We start from the raw sequence: 22,807 nt of genomic DNA, 5'->3' as shown, positions 1-22,807 counted from the left end.
GAGTCATGCACAGAATCAGTGCCGTACAACTTTCAGTATCTCTGGTTTAGGTATAGCAAGGATAAGGATAAAAAAATACCCGGCGATGCCGGGTATTTTTATCTCTCACGGAGATCGCGCGGATATCGAACGCATGTCGAGGCGAACCGTGGCCAGCACGTTTCGCCTCGCTAGTAGGATTACAGCGTGAATACCACGATCAGCGCCAGCAGGCTGTAGATCGCAGACAGACCGTAAAACACCAGTTTACCCGCCGGTACGTGCACTTTCAGATCGTGCATCGCGTGGTGGATACGGTGCATACCACACCAGATAGGCAGGATCAGCATACCCAGCATGAACAGACGACCGATGATGCTCTGAGCAAAGCCCAGTACGCGCTCGTAGCTCATCGCGCCATCCGGCAGCATACCCAGTGGCAGCATAATGCCGACCAGCAGGATGATCACCGGAGAAACGATGGCGCTCCACATACCGCCCGCACCGAACAGGCCCCAAAATACCGGTTCGTCAGAACGCTGAGGGATTGATGGTTTCATCCTCTTCCTTCCTTAAATCAGTACGATAGCCAGGGCAAAAATAGTGAATGCCACCATTACTGCCCACAGTGCTTTAACAATTTTGCTCTCAGGCAGTTTTTCATCATTAATGATGATCATCTGTGCCTTCGGTGCCAGGTTGAACCAGGTTGCGGTGTGCAGCAGGGTCATACCCAGAGCAATCAGGTTCAGCAGCAGAACGATAGGGTTTTGCAGGAAGCCGACAAAGCTATACCAGCTGTCTACACCACCGCGCAGAGCAAACATGCCGTACAGCAGAACCAGACCGAACCATACGGTTGGTACAGCGCTGCCTTCACGGATCATGTAGAACTTGTAAAAGCCCAGTTTCTGCCACCAGTTCGCTTTCATCTCGCGAACATAAGGTTTACGTTTGGAGATAGTGCTCATTTCTTTCCTCACTGTGGCTTCAGCATGGCGATCATGAAGTCTTTGGCACTTTCTACCTTGCCCTGCTGGATAGCAGCGGCTGGGTCAACGTGCTTCGGACACACTTCAGAGCAATAACCGACGAACGTACAGCTCCACACACCGTTTTTGCCGTTCAGAACTGGCATACGCTCAGCTTGACCGTGGTCACGGCTGTCAGTGTTGTAACGCTGTGCCAGTGCCAGTACACCAGGACCTACGAACTCTGGGTTCAGGCCAAACTGTGGGCAAGCTGCGTAGCACAGACCACAGTTGATGCACATAGAGAACTGACGGTATTTCTCCAGCTGAGCCGGGGTCTGAACGTTTGGACCTTCAGACACTTTACGGTCATTACCGATGATGTATGGCTTGATGGATTCCAGACTCTCGATGAAGTGAGTCATGTCAACCACCAGGTCACGCTCGATCGGGAAGTTGGCCAGCGCTTCGATGCGCATGCCTTCGTCGGCGTAGTCACGCAGGAAAGTCTTACAAGCCAGCTTAGGCACGTTGTTAACCATCATGCCGCAAGAGCCGCAGATGGCCATACGGCAGGACCAACGGTAAGACAGATCGCTGTCGAGGTTGTCTTTGATATAGCCTAACGCATCCAGCAGGGAAGTGGCGTTGTCGTAAGGTACATCAAAGGTCTGGAAATAAGGCGCGGTATCCTGTTCAGGATTGTAGCGCATCACTTCCATCTTCAGAGTACGGCTTGCCATTATGCCTGCTCCTTCTTCTGCTTTTCTTGGTCTTCTGCTTCAGCGCCGTATACACGCTTGGCAGGCTGGGACTTGGTGATGCATACATCGCTGTATTCCAGACGCGGCGCGCCGCCGTCTTCGCTACGGAAGGCCAGAGTATGCTTCAGGAAGTTCACGTCATCACGCTCGGTATAGCCTTCGTCCAGACGCTGGTGCGCACCACGAGACTCTTTACGCGCCAGCGCAGAGTTCGCCATGGCATCGGCCACGTCCAGGCTGTAACCCACTTCGATGGCGTACAGCAGATCAGTGTTGAACACACTGGAGCGGTCTTTGATAGACACTTTCTTGATACGTTCTTTCAGCTCAGCCAGCTTATCAACGGTGGCTTGCATCAGATCTTCGGTACGGTAGATACCGCAACCTTCTTCCATAGACATGCCCATCTCGTCACGGATCTTCGACCAGGACTCATTACCTTCCTGATTCAGAACGCTGTGCAGACGGTTTTCGATGTCTTTGGCTTGTGCATTCAGAGCTGCATCGTTGGCTTCGCCCATTTCAGCGGCGCGTGCCACGGCATTTTCACCGGCCAGACGACCGAATACCACGATTTCAGCCAGTGAGTTAGAACCCAGACGGTTCGCACCGTGCAGACCCACAGAAGAACACTCACCCACTGCGAACAGACCCTTGATGCGGGTTTCGCACTGGTTATCGGTTTCGATACCACCCATGGTGTAGTGTACGGCTGGACGTACTGGGATTGGCTCTTTAACCGGATCCACGCCCACGTAAGCTTTCGCCAGTTCACAGATGAACGGCAGACGCTCGTTGAGGTACTTAGCACCCAGGTGACGCAGGTCCAGATGTACCGCATCGCCCAGAGGGGTAGAGATGGTGCGGCCTGCGCGCCACTCGTGCCAGAACGCCTGAGAAACTTTGTCACGTGGACCCAGTTCCATGTACTTGTTCTTCGGCTGACCGACTGGGGTTTCTGGTCCCAGACCGTAGTCTTGCAGGTAACGGTAGCCGTCTTTGTTCACCAGAATACCACCTTCACCACGGCAGCCTTCGGTCATCAGGATACCTGAGCCCGGCAGACCGGTTGGGTGGTACTGAACGAATTCCATGTCACGCAGAGGTACGCCATGACGGTAAGCCATCGCCATACCATCACCAGTTACGATACCGCCGTTGGTGTTGTAACGGTAAACACGGCCGGCACCACCGGTAGCCAGGATCACGCTGTTGGCGCGGATCTGTACCAGTGTACCTTCCATCATGTTCATTGCGACCAGACCACGGGCTTCGCCGTTGTCTACCAGCAGGTCCAGTACGAAGTGCTCGTCAAAGCGCTGGATTTGTGGATATTGGATAGACGTCTGGAACAGGGTATGCAGCATATGGAAGCCGGACTTATCCGCAGCAAACCAAGTACGCTCAATTTTCATACCGCCGAAGCGACGTACGTTTACAGAACCATCCGGACGACGGCTCCACGGACAACCCCACTGCTCCAGTTGGGTCATCTCAATCGGTGAGTGTTTAACGAAGTATTCGACTACGTCTTGTTCACACAGCCAATCACCACCGGATACGGTATCGTTGAAGTGGTTGTCGTAGCTGTCATGATCCAGTGCTACCGCTGCGGAGCCACCTTCGGCTGCAACGGTGTGACTGCGCATAGGGTATACCTTGGATACCAACGCGATCTTCAGATTAGGGTTGGCTTCGGCTGCGGCAATTGCGGCACGCAAGCCCGCACCACCCGCACCAATGATAGCGATGTCTGCGGTAAAGGTCTGCACAGCATTCCTCCGAAATATTGGACAAATTATAGTCGTCGGGATTAAAAAAAATAAATAAGGGGGAAATCCTCGGTTTCAGCGCGGCTATTGTAGTCATCGCACCTGTAACAAAACTTGATTTAGTTACCTGTTTTGAGAGTTTACTCACTCGAAAGAGTGAGCAAGATTTGATTTCGTGATCGAGCGCAAAAAACCGCACGGAGTCACAAAAATAGTGAATTTAAGAATTAATTTACATTAGTGCTTCATTTTTTCACTAAAGCGAAACCCCACGGCGGAATTTTTACATTTAAATGACGGCCAGACAGAGGAAATGCCGCCAAGGATTTGTCTGATGACGGACTCGCGGGTAGACTGCGGCACCAATTACGAGTGTTTATCCAGAGGAAATCATGAGCGAATCGGTGAACTGGCAGCCTTCAGCGCCAATGAGCAATCTGCTAAAGCGTGCCTCCATGCTGGCAGATGTGCGTCGTTTCTTTGCTGATCGGGGTGTGCTGGAAGTCGAAACGCCGGCAATGAGTCAGACTACCTTAGCGGATGTATACCAATTTCCGTTTCAACTGGAATACCAAGGCTGTGATGATTGTGAGAGCCAGAAACTGTATCTGGTCACCAATCCTGAATATCACATGAAACGCCTGCTGGCCGCGGGAAGCGGTCCGATTTTCCAGTTAGGTCGCTCATTTCGTAACAAGGATGCCGATAGCCGACATAATCCGGAATTTACCATCTTGGAATGGTACCGGCCGTGCTTTGATATGTACCGTCTGATGAATGAAGTGGACGATCTGCTGCAGCAGATCCTCGACTGTGAACCGGCGGAAAGTCTTTCTTATCAGCAAGCCTTCTTGCGTCATTTGGATATTGACCCGCTGTCAGCAGATAAAGCGGTGTTGGCTGAGCTGGTTGAAGCTAAAGGGCTAACAGATCTGCTAGAAGGGGAAGAGCGCGATTGCCTGCTGCACGTGCTGTTCCAGCGCGAAGTGGTGCCGAATCTGGGCCAAGAGAAACCGGTTTTTGTGTATCACTTCCCAGCCAATCAGGCGGAGCTGGCGCAAATCAGCTCGGAAGATCACCGCGTTGCTGAGCGTTTTCAGGTGTTTTATCACGCCATGGAGCTGGCAGACGGCTTCCATGAGCTGAGTGACATTGAAGAGCTGCGCAAACGCTTAGAGCAGGAAAATATCAAGCGGGCGGCACGTAACTTACCGACTTACCCCATTGATGAGCGTCTGATGGCCGCCGTGGCCGCCGGTATGCCGGATTGCTCAGGGGTTGCGCTGGGCGTTGAACGTTTGCTGATGGTGGCAGTAAATGCCGAAGATATCAGCGAAGTGATGGCGTTTCCGGTTTCGATCGCGTGAGTGTTGCTGAAGCGCGATAATTTATCGTTTATTGATAGCGAGCAGACAAAAACGGCAGTCCATCAGGACCGCCGTTTTTTTTATTTTTGCCGTGCCAGCTGGTGCAAAAACCTGTGGTCTGGCATTGCAATATGCGGGGGAGAGCGTGGCAGAAAACGGAAGGGCTGAAACCGATTTCTGTGCAGTCCTTGTACAATAAAGGAGAACTTACTTAAATGCAATGAGTTCTCATTATCATTTGCTGGTGAATCTAATTAGCGAGCAAGGCAACCCGTTAGATCGTCATCACATTACTCACCGCGCTGCGGCGTAGTGCTTCACTGGCCGGCATCTTCTCAACCCGAATCTGACTTGGCGGATACGGCAGTTCCAGTTCATGGGCGTGGAACAGAGCCAAGATCTGCTTGTGCAGCTCATGGCGAATAGGCATCCGATGGCCCATTTCCGCCGCGTACAAGCGGATCTCATAGAGCGGGATCCCTTGCTGCAAGTCGACCAGATACACCTCGGGCGCTGGGGTTTCCAAGGCATTCGGTGTATTTCGCGCGGCTTGCTCAATCAAACTGGTGACGAGTTGCGTATCGGCATGTTGCGGGGCGGGGATCCGCAGCACGATGCGGGTGATCGGATCGGACAGCGACCAGTTGATGAACTGCTCGGTGATAAAGGCCTTGTTCGGCACAATGATCTCTTTGCGATCCCAATCGGCAATAGTAGTGGCTCGAGTGTTGATTTTGGTCACCGTACCGGTCAGATCGCGAATCGTCACCGTATCGCCAATGCGGATTGGCTTTTCAAACAAAATAATCAGGCCAGAGATAAAGTTGGCGAAGATCTCTTGCAAACCAAAACCAAGACCAACACCGAGCGCCGCGACTAACCACTGCAATTTAGCCCAATCCACCCCAATCATCGAGGCGGTGATCATCACCCCGAATAAAATGATCGAGTACTTGGTTAAAGTGGTAATGGCATAACCGGTTCCCGGGGTCAGATCCAGATGCTGTAACAGTGCCAGCTCCATCAGCGCTGGCAGGTTACGGATGATCTTGGCGGTAATGATCAGCGCCAGACCGGCCAGCAGCAGCGAGCCCAGCGTAATCGGCTGGACGCTTTCAACGCCGTTAGTGATGTCGATGACATTCCACAGGTTGATGTTATCCAAGAAGGCAAACGCCGAGCGCAGCTCAGACCAAATCAACATCAGCGAGCCGAGGGCGGCCAGCGAGATCATCGAGCGCATCAGCTGCAAGGATTTGGCGCTGATCACATCCAGATCGATCACCGGCTCTTCAATCATGTCCTGCGCACCATCATTGCTGGTGGCATGCTCATCATCGTTATTGCGCGCTCGTTGCGCCAAGATTTCAGAGCGGCGCTGCTTGGCTCGCTCAAAGGCGATGCGCCGACGTTGGATCCACATCCAGCGACGGGTCAGGTAGTAGAACAGCAATAAGAACAGCCATACCACCAATGAGACCTCCACCCGCGCCAGCAGCGCCCGTGAGGTCGATAGATAGCCTAAGCAGGTGAACAAAATCGCCAGTGGCGGTGTGGCTAACACCACCCCCCACAGCAAGTAGTTAATCAGGTTCTGCCCCGAGCCCTGTGCGTTGAGGTACAGCGGCACTTTGGTGCGCCGCAAGCTGGCGGTCAGCACCATCAGCACGATGCACAGGCCAATAAAGGCCAGTCGCACCAGCGTATCGTTAAACTGGCGATCGTTAAGCGAGCTTAAGGTATCGGCGACACACCACAGCGGCACAAAGCTGGCCAGCGACACGGCGTAATAGCGCATCGCGCGGCCCACTTTCTTGCTGTCCCAACCAAAATGGACGATGAAGAGCCCCTTGGCGCGGGCAAAATTGGCGGTGATCACGAACAAGCTGATCACGATAACCAAATTGATCAGGCTTTCACCAAAAGCGATGGCCACCGGATAGGCCCACGCATTGAGCAGACTGTAACCTACCGCGGCCAGCAGCACCGGCGCGGGCAGGGAAACCCACACCGACCACAGCAAGGTGCGTAGCGTAAGACCGAAGCTGTCTAAGGTCACTTTGCCTACCCGGCTGGCGGCTTTGTCCAGAAAACGGCGGTAGTTGCCCATGCTGTAACGGCTGGCGATGCTGACGCCGATAGCGGCCAGCAACCACAAGAGGCTTTCGCTATGTAAGCTGGCGACAAAACCCTGCGCTATCTGACCGAACACATCCATCGCCACCAGTTGGCGCACATCGTGTAGCACCGCGAGTGGGAAGCCGAGGCCAATTGGGTTTAAGTCTGGCAACCAGAACAGATAGCGATTGGTGGCGACTTTAATTTCGCGCAGCACATCGATTTGTTGGTTCGTGGCCACTTTCAGTTTGGCCAGCTCCAGTATGCTGGTATCGGTGCCGGTGATCAGCGACGTCAGTAAGTCATGGCGGGTCTGATACTGGCTGTTCCAGATGTTACGCAGATTTTTCGGGAGCGCCTCAATTTGCGTGAGCTGCTCTTCGCTCAGGGGCGTATTTTGCATCTCATCATATTGCAGCCGTTGGGCGCGAATATCCGCCATTTCCCGATCCAATTGCTGTGGTTTGGGCATTTTCGGCAGTTTGGCAATTTGTGAGCGCAAACTCTCGCCGAGGGCGTTGGAAACCGATAACCACTGCGATTGTTCACGGATACTGCTCAGCGCTTGTTTGACCTGATTGATGTCCGCTTGGGTGCTGCGCTGCGCTTCCGCGGTGCGCTCTAAAAAGCTGGCCTGCTGATTGAGCGCCTGTGACAACTGCTGGTTTTGGTTAATCAACTCGGTGACAAACGCCGGCAGATCGGCGCTTTGCTCAATTAAGGCGGTACTTTGCTTGAGCGCTTGCTGCGCTTCTTGCTGGCGCTGCTCGTTAAAGGCATTGCGCAGGGCTTGCAGGCGGCTGTCGAGTTGATCGCGCTCCGTGCGCGAGATCTCTTGGCGCAGGCGTGCCAATTCCAACCGGTTGTTGGCCGACAGTTGCTCAAGCTCCAGGGTATCTACTTGCGCCTTGCGCGCAGTTACCTCGGCGCGCAGCGCTTGTTCTTGCGATTGCTGCAACGGGGTATTGCTGCTTGGCGGCAGCGTCGATAAGCGTTGCTCGGCTTGATTGAGGGCGGTACGCGCCTCACTTTGCCGCGTCGGAATATCGTTCAGCGAATCGATGATGGCCTGAATTTGATCGCTTTCTTGTTGCAGATCGCGCGTCGCCCCCAGCAATTTGCTGTTGGTTTGCAAAATTTGCTGCTCAAGCTCGGCCGTCGTCAGCCCTGCGCCATTGTGGGTATGGCTGGTGCTGTTAGCGCTGCGCTGTAGCTGTTGTAACTGCTGGCGCAATTGGCTGGTGAGGTTGGGATAGTTATCAATCGCCGCCTGATATTCCGTGCGCCGCTTTTGCGCTTCATCACGGGTTTTCAGCCAAGTCAGTGCCGTCTGCAGATTTTCTAAAATCGCTTTTTTATCGGGCAGATTACCAGCTTCGGTGGTGTCGATGGATTGTTGCAGCTTGTCTGCCGGTTGCAACACCTCTGCCTGTAGCGGCAGGCTGTTGACCAGTAAGGCACACAGCAGCAAAAAGAGGGAACAATAACGCTGTAAAGGGTGTCGTGACATGCGCGACCTCGCGGAACAAAGACCGCCGCGAACGACGGTCTAAATACTGTTAACGTTCAGCCGCAGGCTGGCGTTAGTCAGGCTCCGGAGTGCGGGGATGCGAGGGTGGTGTCACCTTCAACAGAAATCGGGGCACTCAGCAGCCGGGCAAAACGCTCGCCCATGCGGGTGGTAACACCTTGCTGTAATGTGCACTCAAATGCAACACTGCCTTCAGGAAACAGGTTGATTACCGTGGATCCGAGCTTGAAACGGCCCATTTCCTGACCTTTGGTCAGATGTACCGCTTGCTCGTCACCGGCGGCCGGATAAGTCCAGCGCTGCAACTCGCCACGGCGTGGTGGGGTAATGGTTCCCGCCCACACGGTTTCGATGCTGCCGACGATGGTGGCACCGACCAGAATCTGCGCCATTGGGCCGGCGGCGGTATCAAACAGGCAGATCACGCGCTCGTTACGGGCAAACAACCCCGGTACGTTTTCCGCGGTCAGTGGATTCACGGAAAACAGCTCACCCGGCACGTAAATCATCTCGCGCAGAGTGCCATCACACGGCATATGCACGCGGTGATAATCGCGCGGAGACAGGTAGGTGGTGGCAAAGGCGCCATGACGAAAACGTCGTACCCACTCGGTTTGGCCGGCCAGCAGCGCATCCAGTGAATAGTAGTGGCCTTTGGCTTGCAGCAGCAGATCGTCACGCAGCGGGCCAATCTGGCTGATCATGCCGTCAGCGGGCAGGCACAGGCAGTTGTGCGCAAAATCAATTGGACGCGCGCTGTGCTTTAGCGGACGGGTGAAAAATTCGTTGAAACTGGCATAGGCGCTCAGATCGCTCTTTTGCGCTTCTTGCATGTTGATGCCGTAATGACGGGCAAACAGCCGGATCACCCAGTGTGTCAGCGCGCCGGCGTTTTTTTCCGCCGCCCAGCCGGCCAGTTGGGTCAGCCGCTGTTTTGGCAGCAGATACTGCAGTGCAATTTTTACTTGGTTGAACACCTGTAGCTTCTCCGTTCACCTAGAGTCTGTGCGGGCAGTGTCATGGGGCGAAACTTCGTTATGTATCCGAGTTTGCCTGACTGCGTGCGCAGTGCGTATGCATAAAAGGCGCGCATTTTACCCGTAATCCGCCGCCTTGTCAGTGTTGATGCAGGTTGACCGCGCCGGTCAGCTGCGTCATACCTGCCATTTCTCTTATCACGTCATGCTGATGCGCATGGCATGCGACTCAGGCGATAGCACTAACACTGCGCGCAGCTAAGCGCTGTGTCGCACCGCTTAGCGTACGCAGAAGACGGCCTCACCGCGCAGGGTGAGGCGCACCGAGTTAATTATCGCGCTGTGGGAAGTGGCGGCGGGCACGGGCCAGCAGCATGCTTTCCAAAATGCGGTGATAACTGTCGTAACGGGTTTGGCTGATTTTGCCCGCCTCCACGGCTTCGCGGATCGCGCAGCCTGGGTCGTTATCATGCTTGCAGTCGCGGAATTTGCACAGGCCGAGGTAGTCACGAAACTCGATGAAAGATTCGGTAACTTGCTCCGGATCCAAATGCCACAGACCGAATTCGCGGATCCCCGGGGAGTCAATCAGGTCGCCGCCTTCCAGCAGGTGATACAGACGCGCGGCGGTGGTGGTGTGCTGACCGAGACCCGAGTTATCCGATACCGCGCCGGTACCGGCATTGGCCTCTGGCAGCAATGCGTTGATCAGGCTCGATTTACCTACCCCTGATTGACCCACGAAAATGTTGATGCGCTCGCGCAGGGCGTCATTGAGCTCATCCATGCCTTCGCCGGTATGGGAAGACACCCACAAGATGCGATAGCCGATGCTGTGGTATTGCTCCAGGGCTTCGACCGCCCATAAGCGATCTTCGGCGCTCAGCAGATCGACTTTGTTCAGCACAATCAACGGCGCGATGTTGACCTGCTCGCAGGCCACCAGATAACGGTCGATAATATCGGTAGACAGCTCTGGGACTACCGCCGAGACGATCACAATCTGATCGATGTTGGCAGCGACCGCTTTGACGCCGTCATAAAAGTCCGGACGGGTGAGCACCGAGTGGCGTTCATGCACGGCTTCGACCACGCCGCTGATCCCGTGAATATGCTCCTTGCCTGGCCGCCAAACCACTTTATCACCGGCCACCAAGCTGTTGATGGCGCGGCGCAGGTTACAGCGGTGCAGGCTGCCGTCTGCGGCCTCGATGTCGGCATGCATACCGAAACGGCTGATGACTACCCCTTCTTGGGCATCGCCGAGCAGGGCATCATCCCATTCCGGATTTTGGTCTTTTTGCTTCAACCGGCGTTGCTGGTTGGCATTGACTCGGCGTTGTTGGCCGAGGGTTAGCTTTTTCTTACTCAAAGTGATTTGCTCTTTGGTAATTACACGCAGGGAGTTTAAACCCTGTATCATACACGCAGTTTGCGAGAAAAAATGCAGGAGTGCCCATGGCCGCTGATAAAGAAAATTTAATCTGGATTGATATGGAAATGACCGGACTCAATCCGGATACCGATAAAGTGCTGGAGATCGCCACCATTGTGACCGACAAGCACTTGAACATTTTAGCCGAAGGGCCGGTACTTGCCATTCATCAGCCTGACGATGTTCTGGCGGGGATGGATGACTGGTGCACCCGCACCCATACCGAAAGTGGTCTGGTGGCCCGCGTGCGCGCCAGCACCTGCAGCGAAGCACAAGCCGAAGCGCAGACGCTGGATTTTCTGGCGCAGTGGGTGCCTGCGGGCGCGTCACCGATTTGTGGCAACAGTATCGGTCAAGATCGCCGCTTCTTGTATCGCCACATGCCGCAGTTGGAGCAGTACTTCCATTACCGCTATCTGGATGTCAGTACCTTAAAAGAGCTGGCGCGTCGCTGGAAGCCTGAAATTCTGGCTGGCTTTAGCAAGCAAGGCACCCATTTGGCGTTGGATGACATCCGTGAATCTATCGCGGAGCTGCGCTATTACCGCGAGAATTTCATCCGTTTATAAGTGACTTGCGCGCCGTGACGGCAAAATTTGCTGGCAAATTATCCGGATTGGCCGATTTGTCAGCAGACGCGCTGGCGATGACAAGTTTTTTGCTTTAGGGGGTTGCGTCGCGGGGGAATCTCCGTATAATTCGCAGCCCGTAGCAATGATGAATTCGACCTGTTCGAGTGCTTCGCTGTTACGCCGTGTAAGTGATGCGGGAATAGCTCAGTTGGTAGAGCACGACCTTGCCAAGGTCGGGGTCGCGAGTTCGAGTCTCGTTTCCCGCTCCAAACTTACACCGTCCGATGTCTGTTCTCTGTGAATGCGGGAATAGCTCAGTTGGTAGAGCACGACCTTGCCAAGGTCGGGGTCGCGAGTTCGAGTCTCGTTTCCCGCTCCAGACAGCCATCACGACGTAAAACCTCAGATTACACATTCTGCGATGCGGGAATAGCTCAGTTGGTAGAGCACGACCTTGCCAAGGTCGGGGTCGCGAGTTCGAGTCTCGTTTCCCGCTCCAATCTGATGTGTAAGATGAGCATGCCGACATACCGTGCGGGAATAGCTCAGTTGGTAGAGCACGACCTTGCCAAGGTCGGGGTCGCGAGTTCGAGTCTCGTTTCCCGCTCCAATCGTCTCACCGGTTCCACGTTATCTTCGTCACAAAAAATCGAATCTGAATAGCCCTCGAGGGCTTTTTGTCGTCTGCGGATTCTTTAACTGTTTTCCTCTGTGTTCAGACCGTTATACACAAGCGGGTCTATGCGCTGTGGCGCGTGGCGTTGCCGCACCTGTAAACAGAGTTATCCACAGCTTTACGCCTACTGAACCACTGCAGAAAGTCAGCTTTTTATGCTGAACTTTGCCCGTGGAAGCCGCTAATCCTGCGTAATCACGGGATTTTCCTGTGCTGCATCACTAAAACTGGCCACTTGCTTGCGCGTCGGTTTACGCCCTGCTTTAAATTGTTATCCACATATCCCCAGTGTAAGAACGCCTTGCGGTGCATCCGTCAATCACGACTGTGATAATTAGTGATCCGTTTCGCGCCGATGCGGATTGGGCGTTGCATAGGTTGTGGCTAAGCGTAGGGATTATCGGCGGTGGCGTTGCAGAGAAAATTAGGCGTCGCGTGGCAATCCTTTTTCGATGGCGCGCACCAGACGGCGCTGTTGGGTTGTCTGCACCGAACTGGCGTTGATGTTTTGTTCGGTTGCAGGTTGTACGCTAATGGCTAAGGCACTGCGTTTTTGCCACTGTTCGTCCAGCGCCCACTGAATGTGCTCATCCACCAATTCATCCGCCCCTAAGCGACTTTGCAAGGCCAGCACGATGTCGGCCTGATACGGGGCGTTACCCAGCGCTACGGCCAGATTACGCAGCCAGCGGCGATGCCCGATGCGCCGAATCGGCGAGCCTTCGGTCAGGCGCAAGAAGGTGGCTTCATCCCACTGCCATAGCGTTAGTAATTGCGGGGTATGCAGAGGCGCGCGCGGCGCAAAATCGGCTTCTTCGGTCAGCGGTGCGACTCGGCTCCACGGGCAGATTAGCTGGCAGTCATCACAGCCATAAATACGGTTACCCAACGTACGGCGCAGTTCGAGCGGAATAGCGCTGTCTGATTCGATAGTCAGATAGCTGATACAGCGCCGTGCATCGACCACATAGGGCGCAACAATCGCGCCGGTCGGACAGGTGGTCATGCAGGCCACGCAGCGCCCACACTCTTGCTCTACTGGTGTGTCGACCGGCAGCGGCAAGTCCACCAATAACTCGCCCAAGAAAAACCAAGAGCCTGCTTCACGATTAAGCAATAGTGAGTGTTTACCAACCCAGCCAAGGCCAGCATTGGCGGCCAGTGGCCGCTCCAAAATGGGGGCGGAGTCTACAAACGGGCGAAAGCCTAATGCGCCGACTTCGGCTTGGATTTTTTCGCCCAACTGTTTGAGACGCTGGCGCAGCAATTTGTGGTAATCGCGCCCCAGCGCATAACGGCTGATGTAGCCGCTCAGTGGATCGCGCAGCACTTTAGCAAAACGGGCATCGGGCGGGAGATAATTCATCCGCACACTGATCACCCGTAGCGTACCGGGATGCAATTCGCTAGGGCGTGCGCGCATCATGCCGTGGCTCGCCATCCACCCCATCTCACCATGGTAGTGATTATCCAGCCACGCTTGTAGGCGTGGCTCGTGTTCACGCAAGTCTGGCAGGCAAATGCCAACCTGCTGGAAACCTAGCGATTTACCCCATTGCTTGATAGATTGGGCCAACTGAACCAAATCAGGGGCCGCAGGCGTGGCGGATGATGATGTCATGGATAGATCAATTCGTTGTGAAGAGGCAGCAGCACAGATAGCGTCCAGTTTACCACATTCCTTATACGATACCGCGTGGGTCCGTCGGGCCGAGCAGCAGGCCGCGGCGGCGCAGGGGATCTCATTGTGGCAACTGATGCAGCGCGCAGGTGCCGCGGCGTGGCAGTGGATTGAGCAGCATTACCCTGACCTGCGTAGTCTGGTGATTGTATGCGGCAACGGCAATAACGGCGGCGATGGGTTGGTCTTGGCGGCGCTGGCTGCCCAAGCGGGTGTGCGCGTCAGTGTCTATATGCCGCCCTTTGCGGGGCAAACGCTGGTGCAACCGGCGCAGCAAGCATTGCAGGCGTGGTTGGCGCAAGGCGGCCATCTGCTACACGATCTGGCGCGGTTAGACACCCAAGCCGATTTGGTGGTGGATGCACTGCTGGGCATTGGTGTGCGCGGCGCAGTGCGCCCTGAATTGGCCAAGGTTATCCAGTGGGTGAATACTCACTCTATGCCGGTGCTAGCGTTAGATATCCCTTCGGGGTTACAGGCCGACAGCGGCACGGTGGCCGGTGTTGCGGTGCGCGCCAAGGCGACGTTAACACTGGTGGCTCTTAAGCGTGGGCTGTTTACCGGTCAGGCGCGCGATTATACCGGCGCGGTGTATTATGCCGCGCTCGGGCTTGATGCGTGGCTGGCGACTCACTCTTCGCCTTGGCTGCGCCTATCGCGCACGGATTTAGCGCGCTATTTACCGGCGCGTAGACCCTGTAGCCACAAAGGCGAGCATGGCAAGGTGTTGGTGCTTGGCGGTGAGCTGGGAACCGGTGGCGCGGTGTGTTTGGCGGCAGAAGCGGCGCTGCGAAGCGGTGCGGGTTTAGTGCGGGTACTGACGCGCGCCGAACATGTGCCGGTATTGCTCATCCGCTGCCCAGAAGTGATGGCGCACGTTTATACTCCCGCCTCGCTGCAAGAAGCGTTAGCGTGGGCGGACGTGATTGCGTGCGGGCCGGGCTTAGGGCAAGGCCCCTGGGCGCAGGAGATCGTGGCGGCGGTGCAGGCTGCGGGTAAACCAACGATCTGGGATGCGGATGCGCTGAATGTGCTGGCCTCCAATCCATTACGTTTTTTAGATCAAGCCAATCAAGCCGGCGCGCGCAGTGCGGGTACTGAGCCGCGTCATCGCGCTAACCATATACTGACCCCGCATCCAGGGGAGGCTGCGCGTCTGTTAGGCTGCTCAATTGCGGATATCGAACAAGACCGTTTTGCCGCTGTGCGCCAGTTACAAAAGCGTTGGGGCGGCGTGGTGATCCTCAAAGGTGCCGGAACCTTAATTGCGGATCGGGAACATATTGCGCTAGCCGATGTCGGAAATCCGGGAATGGCTTCCGGTGGCAGCGGCGATGTTTTGTGTGGCATTTGTGCAGCGCTTTTGGCACAGACTCTCTGTATTTACGCGCGGCAATGCTATGATCTGCATAACGAAGCTACGGAAGGTACAGCTGATCCCTTACAGGATGCGGCTTGCGCGGCAGTATTACTGCATGGCGCGGCGGCTGACCAATGTGCGTTACAGGGAATGCGCGGAATGCTGGCCAGTGATTTATTACCGGTTCTGCGGCAGCTGGGGAATCCCAACCAGAAATAATCCAATCAGAATTAATAACCAATGACGATGAAATCTGTGTCTTTTGATTTGGCGGATGAAGCTGCCACCGTAGAGCTGGGACGCCGTCTGGCACTGCACTGTTCGCAGGCCACTGTGTTGTATCTGCATGGCGATTTAGGCGCCGGTAAAACCACTTTTTGCCGTGGTTTCCTGCAAGCTCTCGGCCATGCTGGCAATGTCAAAAGCCCGACCTACACACTGGTCGAGCCGTATAACTTACCCCAGTGGGATGTGTACCACTTTGACCTGTATCGCCTCGCCGATCCGGAAGAGCTGGAGTTCATGGGGATCCGGGATTATTTCACCGAGCGCGCCTTGTGTCTGGTGGAATGGCCGCAACGTGGCGAAGGGTTCCTGCCGCCACCGGATCTGAGCCTGACTCTGCGTTATGACGGTGAAGGACGCCAAGCCCAGCTACAGGCCAACACGCCATACGGACAACAACTGGTTGAGCACCTGAGTGACGAATAAGGATGTGGATTAAACCTCGCTGGCCACTCGCTCTGGGGCTGTTGCTCTGGAGTATCGGCTTGCCGCTGTGGGCGGCAGTATTAACGGATATTGCGGTACGTGACGGCAGCGGCGGCAGCAATCAGGTGACCTTGAGCTTCTCCGGCAAACCCACTTATGGCTATTTCAGCTTGAGCGGGCCGGATCGGCTGGTGCTGGATCTGCGTAACACACGCAAAGAGATGAGTCTGCCGAAGCGCTATCGCGGCAAATTGGTGGAGACCATCCGCACCAGCACGCCGCCACAAGGCGGCACATTGCGTTTGGTGATGGAGTTATCGCAGCGAGTCAACGCCAAGGCGGTGACCGAGTCACGCGGTGGCAACAAATACCAAGTGGTGTTGACCATCAAGCCACAAAGCGGCAGTAGCCGCAGCAGCGCGACGACCAACAGCCGTCAGGAGCTGCGCAGCACGCCAGGGCGTAGCAGCGAGCGGATCGTGATCGCCATTGACCCCGGCCACGGTGGACAAGACCCCGGTGCGATCGGCAAAAATGGCCTGCGCGAAAAGCAGGTGACGATTGCGATTGCCACCAAATTGCGCGACTTACTTAACCGTGACGGCAACTTTAAAGCCGTGATGACCCGTGAGCGCGATTACTTTATTTCGGTGGGCGGACGCTCGGAGATTGCGCGCGGTAAAGATGCGCAGCTGCTGGTCTCTATTCACGCGGATGCGGCGCCCAATCGCAGTGCCAAAGGTGCCTCGGTGTGGGTGCTGTCTAACCGGCGTGCTAACTCTGAGATGGGGCGCTGGCTGGAAGATCATGAAAAGCAGTCTGAATTACTCGGTGGCGCCGGTGAAGTGCTCTCCGGTAACAACAATGACCGCTATCTGAGTCAGACCGTACTGGATCTGCAGTTCGGGCATTCGCAGCGTGTCGGCTACGATGTGGCATCTCGGGTACTGCGCGAGATGGGGCGGATTTCGCCACTGCACAAGCGTCGCCCAGAGCACGCGAGCCTCGGGGTGTTGCGTTCGCCGGATATTCCGTCATTGCTGGTGGAAACCGGATTTATCTCAAATCCTACCGAAGAGCGCTTGTTAGGTAGCAGTTCGCACCAAACTAAAGTGGCGACCGCGATTTATCACGGGATCCGCAGTTACTACCGTGACCATCCGGCAGCGCGCAGTACTCCAGCGCCACAGCCGCCAGCACGGAGCAGCAGCGTCAGCCAGCCAGAGCCAGTACGCAGTAGTGCCAGTAGCAGTGTCAGCAGTAAAGCGCCGGTGGTCGATATTGATCAGCCGGGGCCGATTGTCGAAAAAGCGCCGGTCAAAACCAGCAGTAGCGCGGCAAAAGCGCAGGTACACGTGGTGAAACGTGGGGAAACCTTGACCCGCATTGCTGAGCAGTATGATACCGATGTGGTGACCTTGAAGCGCTTGAACCGGATGAAGTCCGGTGAGCTGTTGGTCGGCCAGAAGTTGAAATTGCCGTCAGCGGCCAGCAGCAGTTCGGCCGAGGTCACGGAGAGCCGTCCACGCCCACCGGTAGTCGATCAGCCTGAGCCGGTTGTCGAAAGTCGTGCGGCGGCCAGTGCCACGAGCGTTCATACCGTCACGCGTGGTGAAACCTTACTGCGCATCGCGGAAAAATACGACACCACATTGGCTGAGCTGCGCAGCTTGAACAACCTCAAGCGCGATCAAGTCAATGTCGGGCAGAAACTGAAAGTGCCGTCCGGCAAAGCAGCCAGTGCACCGGTAAGCAGTAAATCGGCACCTGACAGCAGCAAAGCGCCGTCGCGTGGCAAGTTAGAGGTGTATCAGGTGCAGCGTGGCGACACGCTGGGCAAGATTGCCGCGCGCTACGCCGTTTCGATGGAGACCATCAAATTTGCCAACCAGATGCACAATAATCAGGTGCAGGTGGGGCAAAAACTGAAGATCCCGTTAGATGGCGCGGCGCCAAAAGTGAGCGACCAAGACCACAGCAAGGCGGGCAGTAAGAGCAAAGAAAGCGCGCGGCCAAGTCACCATAAGGTCAAAGCCGGTGAAACCTTATCTGGCATCGCTGATCGCTATGGCGTCGGTTTGTCGCAGCTGCGTAAATACAACCACCTGAAATCGGATCAGGTGAATGTCGGCCAGAGCCTGAAAATTCCGCAGGAGTAACTATGCCTATCCAGATCTTGCCTCCGCAATTAGCCAACCAGATCGCCGCCGGTGAAGTGGTTGAGCGCCCGTCGTCGGTGGTTAAAGAGCTGGTAGAAAACAGTCTGGATGCGGGAGCCACCCGCATTGAAATCGACATCGAAAAGGGCGGTGCTCGGCTGATCCGAATTCGTGATGACGGCTGTGGTATCGATAAAGAGCAACTGGCGCTGGCGTTGGCGCGCCATGCTACCAGTAAAATCAGCTCACTCGACGATCTGGAAGCGATTGTCAGCCTTGGATTTCGCGGCGAAGCGCTGGCCAGTATCAGCTCGGTATCGCGTCTGACGCTGACCTCACGTACCGCGGCGCAAAGCGAAGCGTGGCAGGCATACGCCGAAGGGCGAGATATGCAGGTGACGGTGAAACCGGCCGCTCATCCGGTGGGTACTACGCTGGAAGTGTTGGATCTGTTCTTCAACACGCCTGCACGGCGCAAGTTTTTGCGTACCGAAAAGACCGAGCTGGCGCATATCGATGAGGTGGTGCGCCGCATCGCCTTAGCGCGTTTTGATGTCAGCTTTATCTTGCGCCATAACGGCAAAGTGCTGCGCCAATATCGGGCCGCCGCGAATGCCGAGCAGCGTGAGCGCCGTTTAGCCGCGGTGTGTGGACAAGAGTTTTTGCAACATGCTCTCGCGGTGGAGTGGGAGCATGCCGACCTGAAAATCAGCGGTTGGGTGTGTACGCCACAAGGCTCGCGAGCGCAAAATGACATGGCGTACAGCTATGTTAATGGCCGTATGATGCGCGATAAGCTGATCCATCATGCGATCCGCCAAGCGTACCAAACCTTGTTGCAAGACTCTGAGCATCCGGCTTTTGTGCTGTATCTGGAGTTAGACCCGCATCAGGTGGATGTGAACGTGCATCCGGCTAAACATGAAGTGCGTTTCCATCAGGCGCGTCTGGTACATGATTTTATCTACCAAGCGGTGCTGACCGCGTTACAACATGCCAGCCCAGCGGCAACCGCAGCCTCTGATACGGCTGACTTTGCCCGTGATGCTCTGCAAGATGCCACGCCGCGCGCCGCTGCTGGCAGCAGTGAGTTTACGGCGGTCAGCACGCCGAGCGACTCTGCACCGCGAGACTCTGTATCGAGAGAGCATGCACCGCGAGAATATACCGATACCCCACCGGCGCGTGCGGCGTCGGCAGAGGCTCATCCGGCGAGCGTGCGCGAGCGTAGCGCTGGTTATGGTGGTCATGGTAGCTATACTGGCTCGTACGCTGGAGCGGCACCGGTGTCGCGCGAGCAGGCAGCGGCTTATGCTCGCCTGATGCAGCCTGCGCCAGTTGACACTTCTGACACTGAGGCAGCCTCGCCAACCGCCGCGACGCTGTTTCCGAGTGCGCCGTCTGTCGTGGCCACGACCGGGGCGGATCCCCGTTCAGATTCTGCCAATTCGGTAGGGGGGCATCCGGCGACCGCGGCTCAGCGCCCAGAGCCGCGCCCAGAGGTGAATGATTGCCGAGCGCCGCAAGGCTCGCTGGGGCGAGCGCTGAGTGTGGTCAATGGCCGTTTTTTACTGCTGGAGCAAAGCCAAGGGCTAGCCTTGTTATGCTTACCGCGCGCTGCCTTGTGGCGTGTGCAGGCGCAGCTAACCCCAGAGGGGCAGCCACTGAAAGCGCAGCCGCTGCTGATCCCCTTGCAATTGACGCTCAGCGCTGAGCACGTGACCTGTATTCGTAGCCAGCAGGCGTTGCTGCAGCAGTTAGGGCTAGATTTACACTGCTCTGAGCGTAACAAAGTCTTGGTACGCGCAGTGCCATTACCGCTACGGCATCACAACTTACAACAAATTATTCCGCATCTATTGAATAAACTCTGTGCTGACCCAACCATAGACATAGCGTTGCTGGTGGCGTGGTTGGCCGAACAACTCAAGGACGAGCAGGAGCGTTGGAGCTTGTCGCAGGCGGTGAGCCTGGTGGCGGATATCGAGCACTTGTGTGCCGAACGCGTGCGGCAGGAATACCAAACACTGATTAAACCTGTACAACTTGAGGCGGCGATGGCCGCATTTGACCATCATGACTAAATTACCACCAGCCCTCTTTTTGATGGGACCGACCGCATCCGGCAAAACTGATCTGGCGATCCGTTTACGGCAACAGCTGCCGGTGGAAGTGATCAGTGTGGATTCCGCCCTGATCTATCGCGGTATGGATATCGGTACCGCTAAGCCGTCAGCTGACGAGTTGGCGCTGGCGCCACACCGTCTGATTGACATTCGCGATCCGGCGCAGGCTTATTCTGCCGCCGATTTTCGTGCCGATGCGCTGCGCGAAATGGCCGAGATCACTGCCGCGGGTAAGATCCCGCTGCTGGTTGGCGGCACTATGTTATATTTTAAAGCCCTGTTAGAAGGGTTATCGCCGTTACCGTCGGCCGATCCGGTGGTGCGGGCAGAGATCGAGCAAGCGGCCGCAACCCGTGGTTGGGCCGCATTGCATGAAGATTTGCAACGTATTGATCCGGTCTCTGCGGCGCGGATCCATCCCAATGATCCGCAGCGTTTAAGTCGGGCATTGGAAGTTTTTGCCATTTCAGGTAAAACTTTAACAGAGCTGACGCAAATTCAGGGAGATCAACTCCCGTATCGCGTTCAGCAATTTGCAATTGCACCGGCAACGCGGGCGCAATTGCATGAACGTATCGCCATACGCTTTCAGAACATGCTGGAAGCAGGGTTTGAACAAGAAGTACGGAAGCTGTTCGAGCGCGGCGATCTTAATCCGGATCTGCCATCGATCCGGTGCGTCGGTTATCGGCAGATGTGGGAACATTTGCGCGGTGATTACGATGCACAGGAAATGGCGTACCGGGGTATTTGTGCCACCCGCCAACTGGCGAAACGGCAGATGACATGGTTGCGAGGTTGGCCTGAAGTAACGTGGCTGGACAGTGATCAGCCACAAGAAGCGTTACAAATCGTTATCAAAGCTATTAGAGGTTGAATAATGGTTTGTGTACAATCTTCTATGCTCCCATGTGCACTATTAATTAATTGAATAATTGCTACAACAACAAACAAATAAGGAAAAGAGAAAATGGCTAAGGGGCAATCTCTGCAAGACCCGTTTTTGAACGCACTGCGCCGTGAGCGCGTTCCGGTTTCTATTTATCTGGTTAACGGTATCAAGCTGCAGGGCCAGATCGAATCTTTCGATCAGTTTGTGATCCTGCTGAAAAACACAGTCAGCCAGATGGTTTATAAGCATGCTATTTCAACGGTAGTTCCGGCTCGCCCTGTATCGCATCACAGCAACAGTGGCCACACCGGTACAGCTCATGCCGCGCAGGGTTCTACTCCAGCACCGCAAGAACTGACTGACACTGAATAATTCCGGCTTTAGGAGCCATTAGCTTGTTTGATCGTTATGAAGCTGGTGAACAGGCGATATTGGTGCACATCAATTTCCCGCAAGAGCGGGATGTAGAGGATCTCAGAGAGTTCGAGACTCTGGTATCCTCTGCGGGTGTTACGGCGGTGCAGGTGATCACCGGTAGCCGCCGTGCGCCGCATTCCAAGTATTTCGTCGGCGAAGGTAAAGCCGAAGAGATCGCGGCGGCGGTAGCCGCCACTGGTGCATCGGTCATCCTGTTTAACCACGCACTCTCTCCCGCCCAAGAACGTAACCTTGAAGGTTTGTGTCAATGCCGCGTCATTGATCGCACCGGTCTGATCCTGGATATTTTTGCCCAGCGCGCCCGTACTCACGAAGGTAAGTTGCAAGTTGAACTCGCTCAGCTACGCCACTTAGCCACACGTCTGGTACGCGGTTGGACACACCTGGAGCGACAAAAAGGCGGTATCGGTCTACGTGGGCCGGGGGAAACGCAACTGGAAACGGACCGTCGTCTGCTTAAAGAGCGGGTCCGTGTGATTTTGAGCCGATTGGAGAAAGTCGCTAAGCAGCGCCAGCAAGGACGTCGCGCACGAAATCGTGCCGAGATCCCTACGGTGTCGTTAGTTGGCTATACCAACGCCGGTAAATCGAGCCTGTTTAACACCATCACCGAAGCTGGGGTATACGCAGCGGATCAGCTGTTTGCCACGCTGGATCCGACGTTGCGCCGGATTGACGTGACCGATGTTGGACCGGTGGTATTGGCCGATACGGTGGGTTTTATCCGTCACTTGCCGCACGATCTGGTCTCCGCATTTAAAGCTACGCTACAAGAGACGCAGGAAGCTACACTGTTACTGCATGTGATTGATGCGGCCGACCCGCGGATCGATGATAACATTCAGGCCGTGGAGCATGTGCTGCACGAGATTGAGGCCGACGAAATTCCGGTCTTGCGCGTGATGAACAAAATTGACCTGATTGATGAGGTCGTACCGCGCATTGCCCGTAATGACGAAGGTGTTCCAACCCACGTCTGGGTGTCAGCCCATACCGGTGCCGGTATGGATTTGCTGTTTCAGGCGATCAGTGAATTACTGGCACAGGATATTGTGGAGTATCAGCTGCATCTGTCGCCGCGCCTGTGGCGTCTGCGCAGCCGTCTGTATCAGCTCGACGCGTTAGTGGATGAACGTATCGATGAGGAAGACGGAAGCCTGTGGTTAAATATCCGAATGCCGGCGGTAGACTGGCGTCGTTTATGCAAGCAGGAAACCGAGTTGGAAGCGACAATTCATACCGAGGTATCTGCTTAAATTGTAGTGCCTGACGGCACGT

At 55.5% G+C, this 22,807-nt stretch carries 17 protein-coding genes and 4 tRNA genes; 13 read left to right on the top strand and 8 right to left on the bottom strand.

Going from position 1 to position 22,807, the window contains the following annotated elements:
• Positions 1-179: 179 nt before the first annotated feature.
• Genes frdD through frdA form a run of 4 tightly spaced genes read right to left on the bottom strand, consistent with a single transcriptional unit; the run spans position 180 to position 3,486 of the window.
• Positions 180-539: a fumarate reductase subunit FrdD gene (gene frdD / locus NCTC9997_RS13500; protein ID WP_010864790.1), complete on the bottom strand. Its 360-nt coding sequence runs from the start codon at positions 537-539 to the stop codon at positions 180-182.
• Between the two features lie 12 nt (positions 540-551).
• A complete protein-coding gene (gene frdC / locus NCTC9997_RS13495) occupies positions 552-950 on the bottom strand; it encodes a fumarate reductase subunit FrdC (RefSeq protein ID WP_010864789.1) in 399 nt (132 codons plus the stop codon).
• An 8-nt stretch (positions 951-958) separates the two neighbouring features.
• Positions 959-1,693, bottom strand: a complete 735-nt coding sequence (locus tag NCTC9997_RS13490; RefSeq protein WP_010864788.1) for a succinate dehydrogenase/fumarate reductase iron-sulfur subunit — start codon at positions 1,691-1,693, stop codon at positions 959-961.
• On the bottom strand, positions 1,693-3,486 hold the full coding sequence (gene frdA / locus NCTC9997_RS13485; protein ID WP_010864787.1) for a fumarate reductase (quinol) flavoprotein subunit: 1,794 nt from the start codon (positions 3,484-3,486) through the stop codon (positions 1,693-1,695). The genes NCTC9997_RS13490 and frdA overlap by 1 nt, the downstream gene beginning before the upstream one ends.
• A 392-nt stretch (positions 3,487-3,878) precedes the next feature.
• On the opposite strand from frdA, the gene epmA reads away from it, so the two are divergent.
• The gene (epmA, locus tag NCTC9997_RS13480) at positions 3,879-4,853 is read left to right on the top strand and encodes an elongation factor P--(R)-beta-lysine ligase (protein WP_010864786.1); all 975 of its coding nucleotides are present in this window, start codon (positions 3,879-3,881) and stop codon (positions 4,851-4,853) included.
• A gap of 274 nt (positions 4,854-5,127) precedes the next feature.
• On the opposite strand, the gene mscM is transcribed toward epmA, so the two are convergent.
• From mscM to rsgA, 3 genes are all read right to left on the bottom strand, one after another.
• On the bottom strand, positions 5,128-8,481 hold the full coding sequence (mscM, locus tag NCTC9997_RS13475) for a miniconductance mechanosensitive channel MscM (RefSeq protein ID WP_064978250.1): 3,354 nt from the start codon (positions 8,479-8,481) through the stop codon (positions 5,128-5,130).
• Positions 8,482-8,558: 77 nt separating this feature from the next.
• Positions 8,559-9,479: an archaetidylserine decarboxylase gene (gene asd / locus NCTC9997_RS13470; RefSeq protein WP_064978249.1), complete on the bottom strand. Its 921-nt coding sequence runs from the start codon at positions 9,477-9,479 to the stop codon at positions 8,559-8,561.
• A 328-nt stretch (positions 9,480-9,807) separates the two neighbouring features.
• On the bottom strand, positions 9,808-10,851 hold the full coding sequence (gene rsgA / locus NCTC9997_RS13465) for a small ribosomal subunit biogenesis GTPase RsgA (RefSeq protein ID WP_010864782.1): 1,044 nt from the start codon (positions 10,849-10,851) through the stop codon (positions 9,808-9,810).
• An 86-nt stretch (positions 10,852-10,937) separates the two neighbouring features.
• On the opposite strand from rsgA, the gene orn reads away from it, so the two are divergent.
• The 5 genes from orn (at position 10,938) to NCTC9997_RS13440 (ending at position 12,096) form a co-directional block, all read left to right on the top strand.
• Positions 10,938-11,483 carry an oligoribonuclease gene (gene orn, locus NCTC9997_RS13460; RefSeq protein WP_010864781.1) on the top strand — a complete coding sequence of 182 codons (546 nt, stop codon included), beginning with the start codon at positions 10,938-10,940 and terminating at the stop codon, positions 11,481-11,483.
• Between the two features lie 196 nt (positions 11,484-11,679).
• Positions 11,680-11,755, top strand: a tRNA-Gly gene (locus NCTC9997_RS13455).
• A gap of 34 nt (positions 11,756-11,789) precedes the next feature.
• Positions 11,790-11,865 (top strand) — tRNA-Gly (locus tag NCTC9997_RS13450).
• Positions 11,866-11,909: 44 nt separating this feature from the next.
• Positions 11,910-11,985: transfer RNA gene (locus NCTC9997_RS13445), tRNA-Gly, on the top strand.
• A gap of 35 nt (positions 11,986-12,020) precedes the next feature.
• Positions 12,021-12,096, top strand: a tRNA-Gly gene (locus tag NCTC9997_RS13440).
• A gap of 490 nt (positions 12,097-12,586) precedes the next feature.
• Here NCTC9997_RS13440 and queG read toward each other — a convergent pair.
• Positions 12,587-13,783, bottom strand: coding sequence for a tRNA epoxyqueuosine(34) reductase QueG (queG, locus tag NCTC9997_RS13435; protein ID WP_064978248.1), 1,197 nt, complete (start codon positions 13,781-13,783; stop codon positions 12,587-12,589).
• Here queG and NCTC9997_RS13430 point away from each other — a divergent pair.
• The 7 genes from NCTC9997_RS13430 to hflX all read left to right on the top strand — a co-directional run bounded on the left by NCTC9997_RS13430 (position 13,782) and on the right by hflX (position 22,785).
• On the top strand, positions 13,782-15,422 hold the full coding sequence (locus tag NCTC9997_RS13430) for a bifunctional ADP-dependent NAD(P)H-hydrate dehydratase/NAD(P)H-hydrate epimerase (protein WP_064978247.1): 1,641 nt from the start codon (positions 13,782-13,784) through the stop codon (positions 15,420-15,422). The two genes, queG and NCTC9997_RS13430, sit on opposite strands and share 2 nt — an antisense overlap.
• Positions 15,423-15,449: 27 nt before the next feature.
• Positions 15,450-15,914 carry a tRNA (adenosine(37)-N6)-threonylcarbamoyltransferase complex ATPase subunit type 1 TsaE gene (gene tsaE / locus NCTC9997_RS13425; protein WP_010864777.1) on the top strand — a complete coding sequence of 155 codons (465 nt, stop codon included), beginning with the start codon at positions 15,450-15,452 and terminating at the stop codon, positions 15,912-15,914.
• 2 nt (positions 15,915-15,916) lie between these two features.
• Positions 15,917-18,073, top strand: a complete 2,157-nt coding sequence (locus NCTC9997_RS15455) for a LysM peptidoglycan-binding domain-containing protein (protein WP_064978246.1) — start codon at positions 15,917-15,919, stop codon at positions 18,071-18,073.
• Positions 18,074-18,075: 2 nt separating this feature from the next.
• A complete protein-coding gene (gene mutL / locus NCTC9997_RS13415) occupies positions 18,076-20,157 on the top strand; it encodes a DNA mismatch repair endonuclease MutL (RefSeq protein ID WP_064978245.1) in 2,082 nt (693 codons plus the stop codon).
• Positions 20,150-21,076: a tRNA (adenosine(37)-N6)-dimethylallyltransferase MiaA gene (miaA, locus tag NCTC9997_RS13410; RefSeq protein WP_039045738.1), complete on the top strand. Its 927-nt coding sequence runs from the start codon at positions 20,150-20,152 to the stop codon at positions 21,074-21,076. Before mutL ends, miaA begins: the two co-directional genes overlap by 8 nt.
• 93 nt (positions 21,077-21,169) lie before the next feature.
• Complete coding sequence (gene hfq / locus NCTC9997_RS13405) at positions 21,170-21,463, top strand: RNA chaperone Hfq (RefSeq protein ID WP_010864772.1); 294 nt, start codon at positions 21,170-21,172, stop codon at positions 21,461-21,463.
• Between the two features lie 23 nt (positions 21,464-21,486).
• The gene (gene hflX / locus NCTC9997_RS13400) at positions 21,487-22,785 is read left to right on the top strand and encodes a ribosome rescue GTPase HflX (RefSeq protein WP_010864771.1); all 1,299 of its coding nucleotides are present in this window, start codon (positions 21,487-21,489) and stop codon (positions 22,783-22,785) included.
• The last annotated feature ends 22 nt before the right edge of the window (positions 22,786-22,807 follow it).

Origin of the sequence: Plesiomonas shigelloides (assembly GCF_900087055.1) — a bacterium.
GTDB classification, from domain to species: Bacteria; Pseudomonadota; Gammaproteobacteria; order Enterobacterales; family CAMTGL01; genus Plesiomonas; species Plesiomonas shigelloides.
This window is presented reverse-complemented; position numbering and strand designations above follow the sequence as displayed.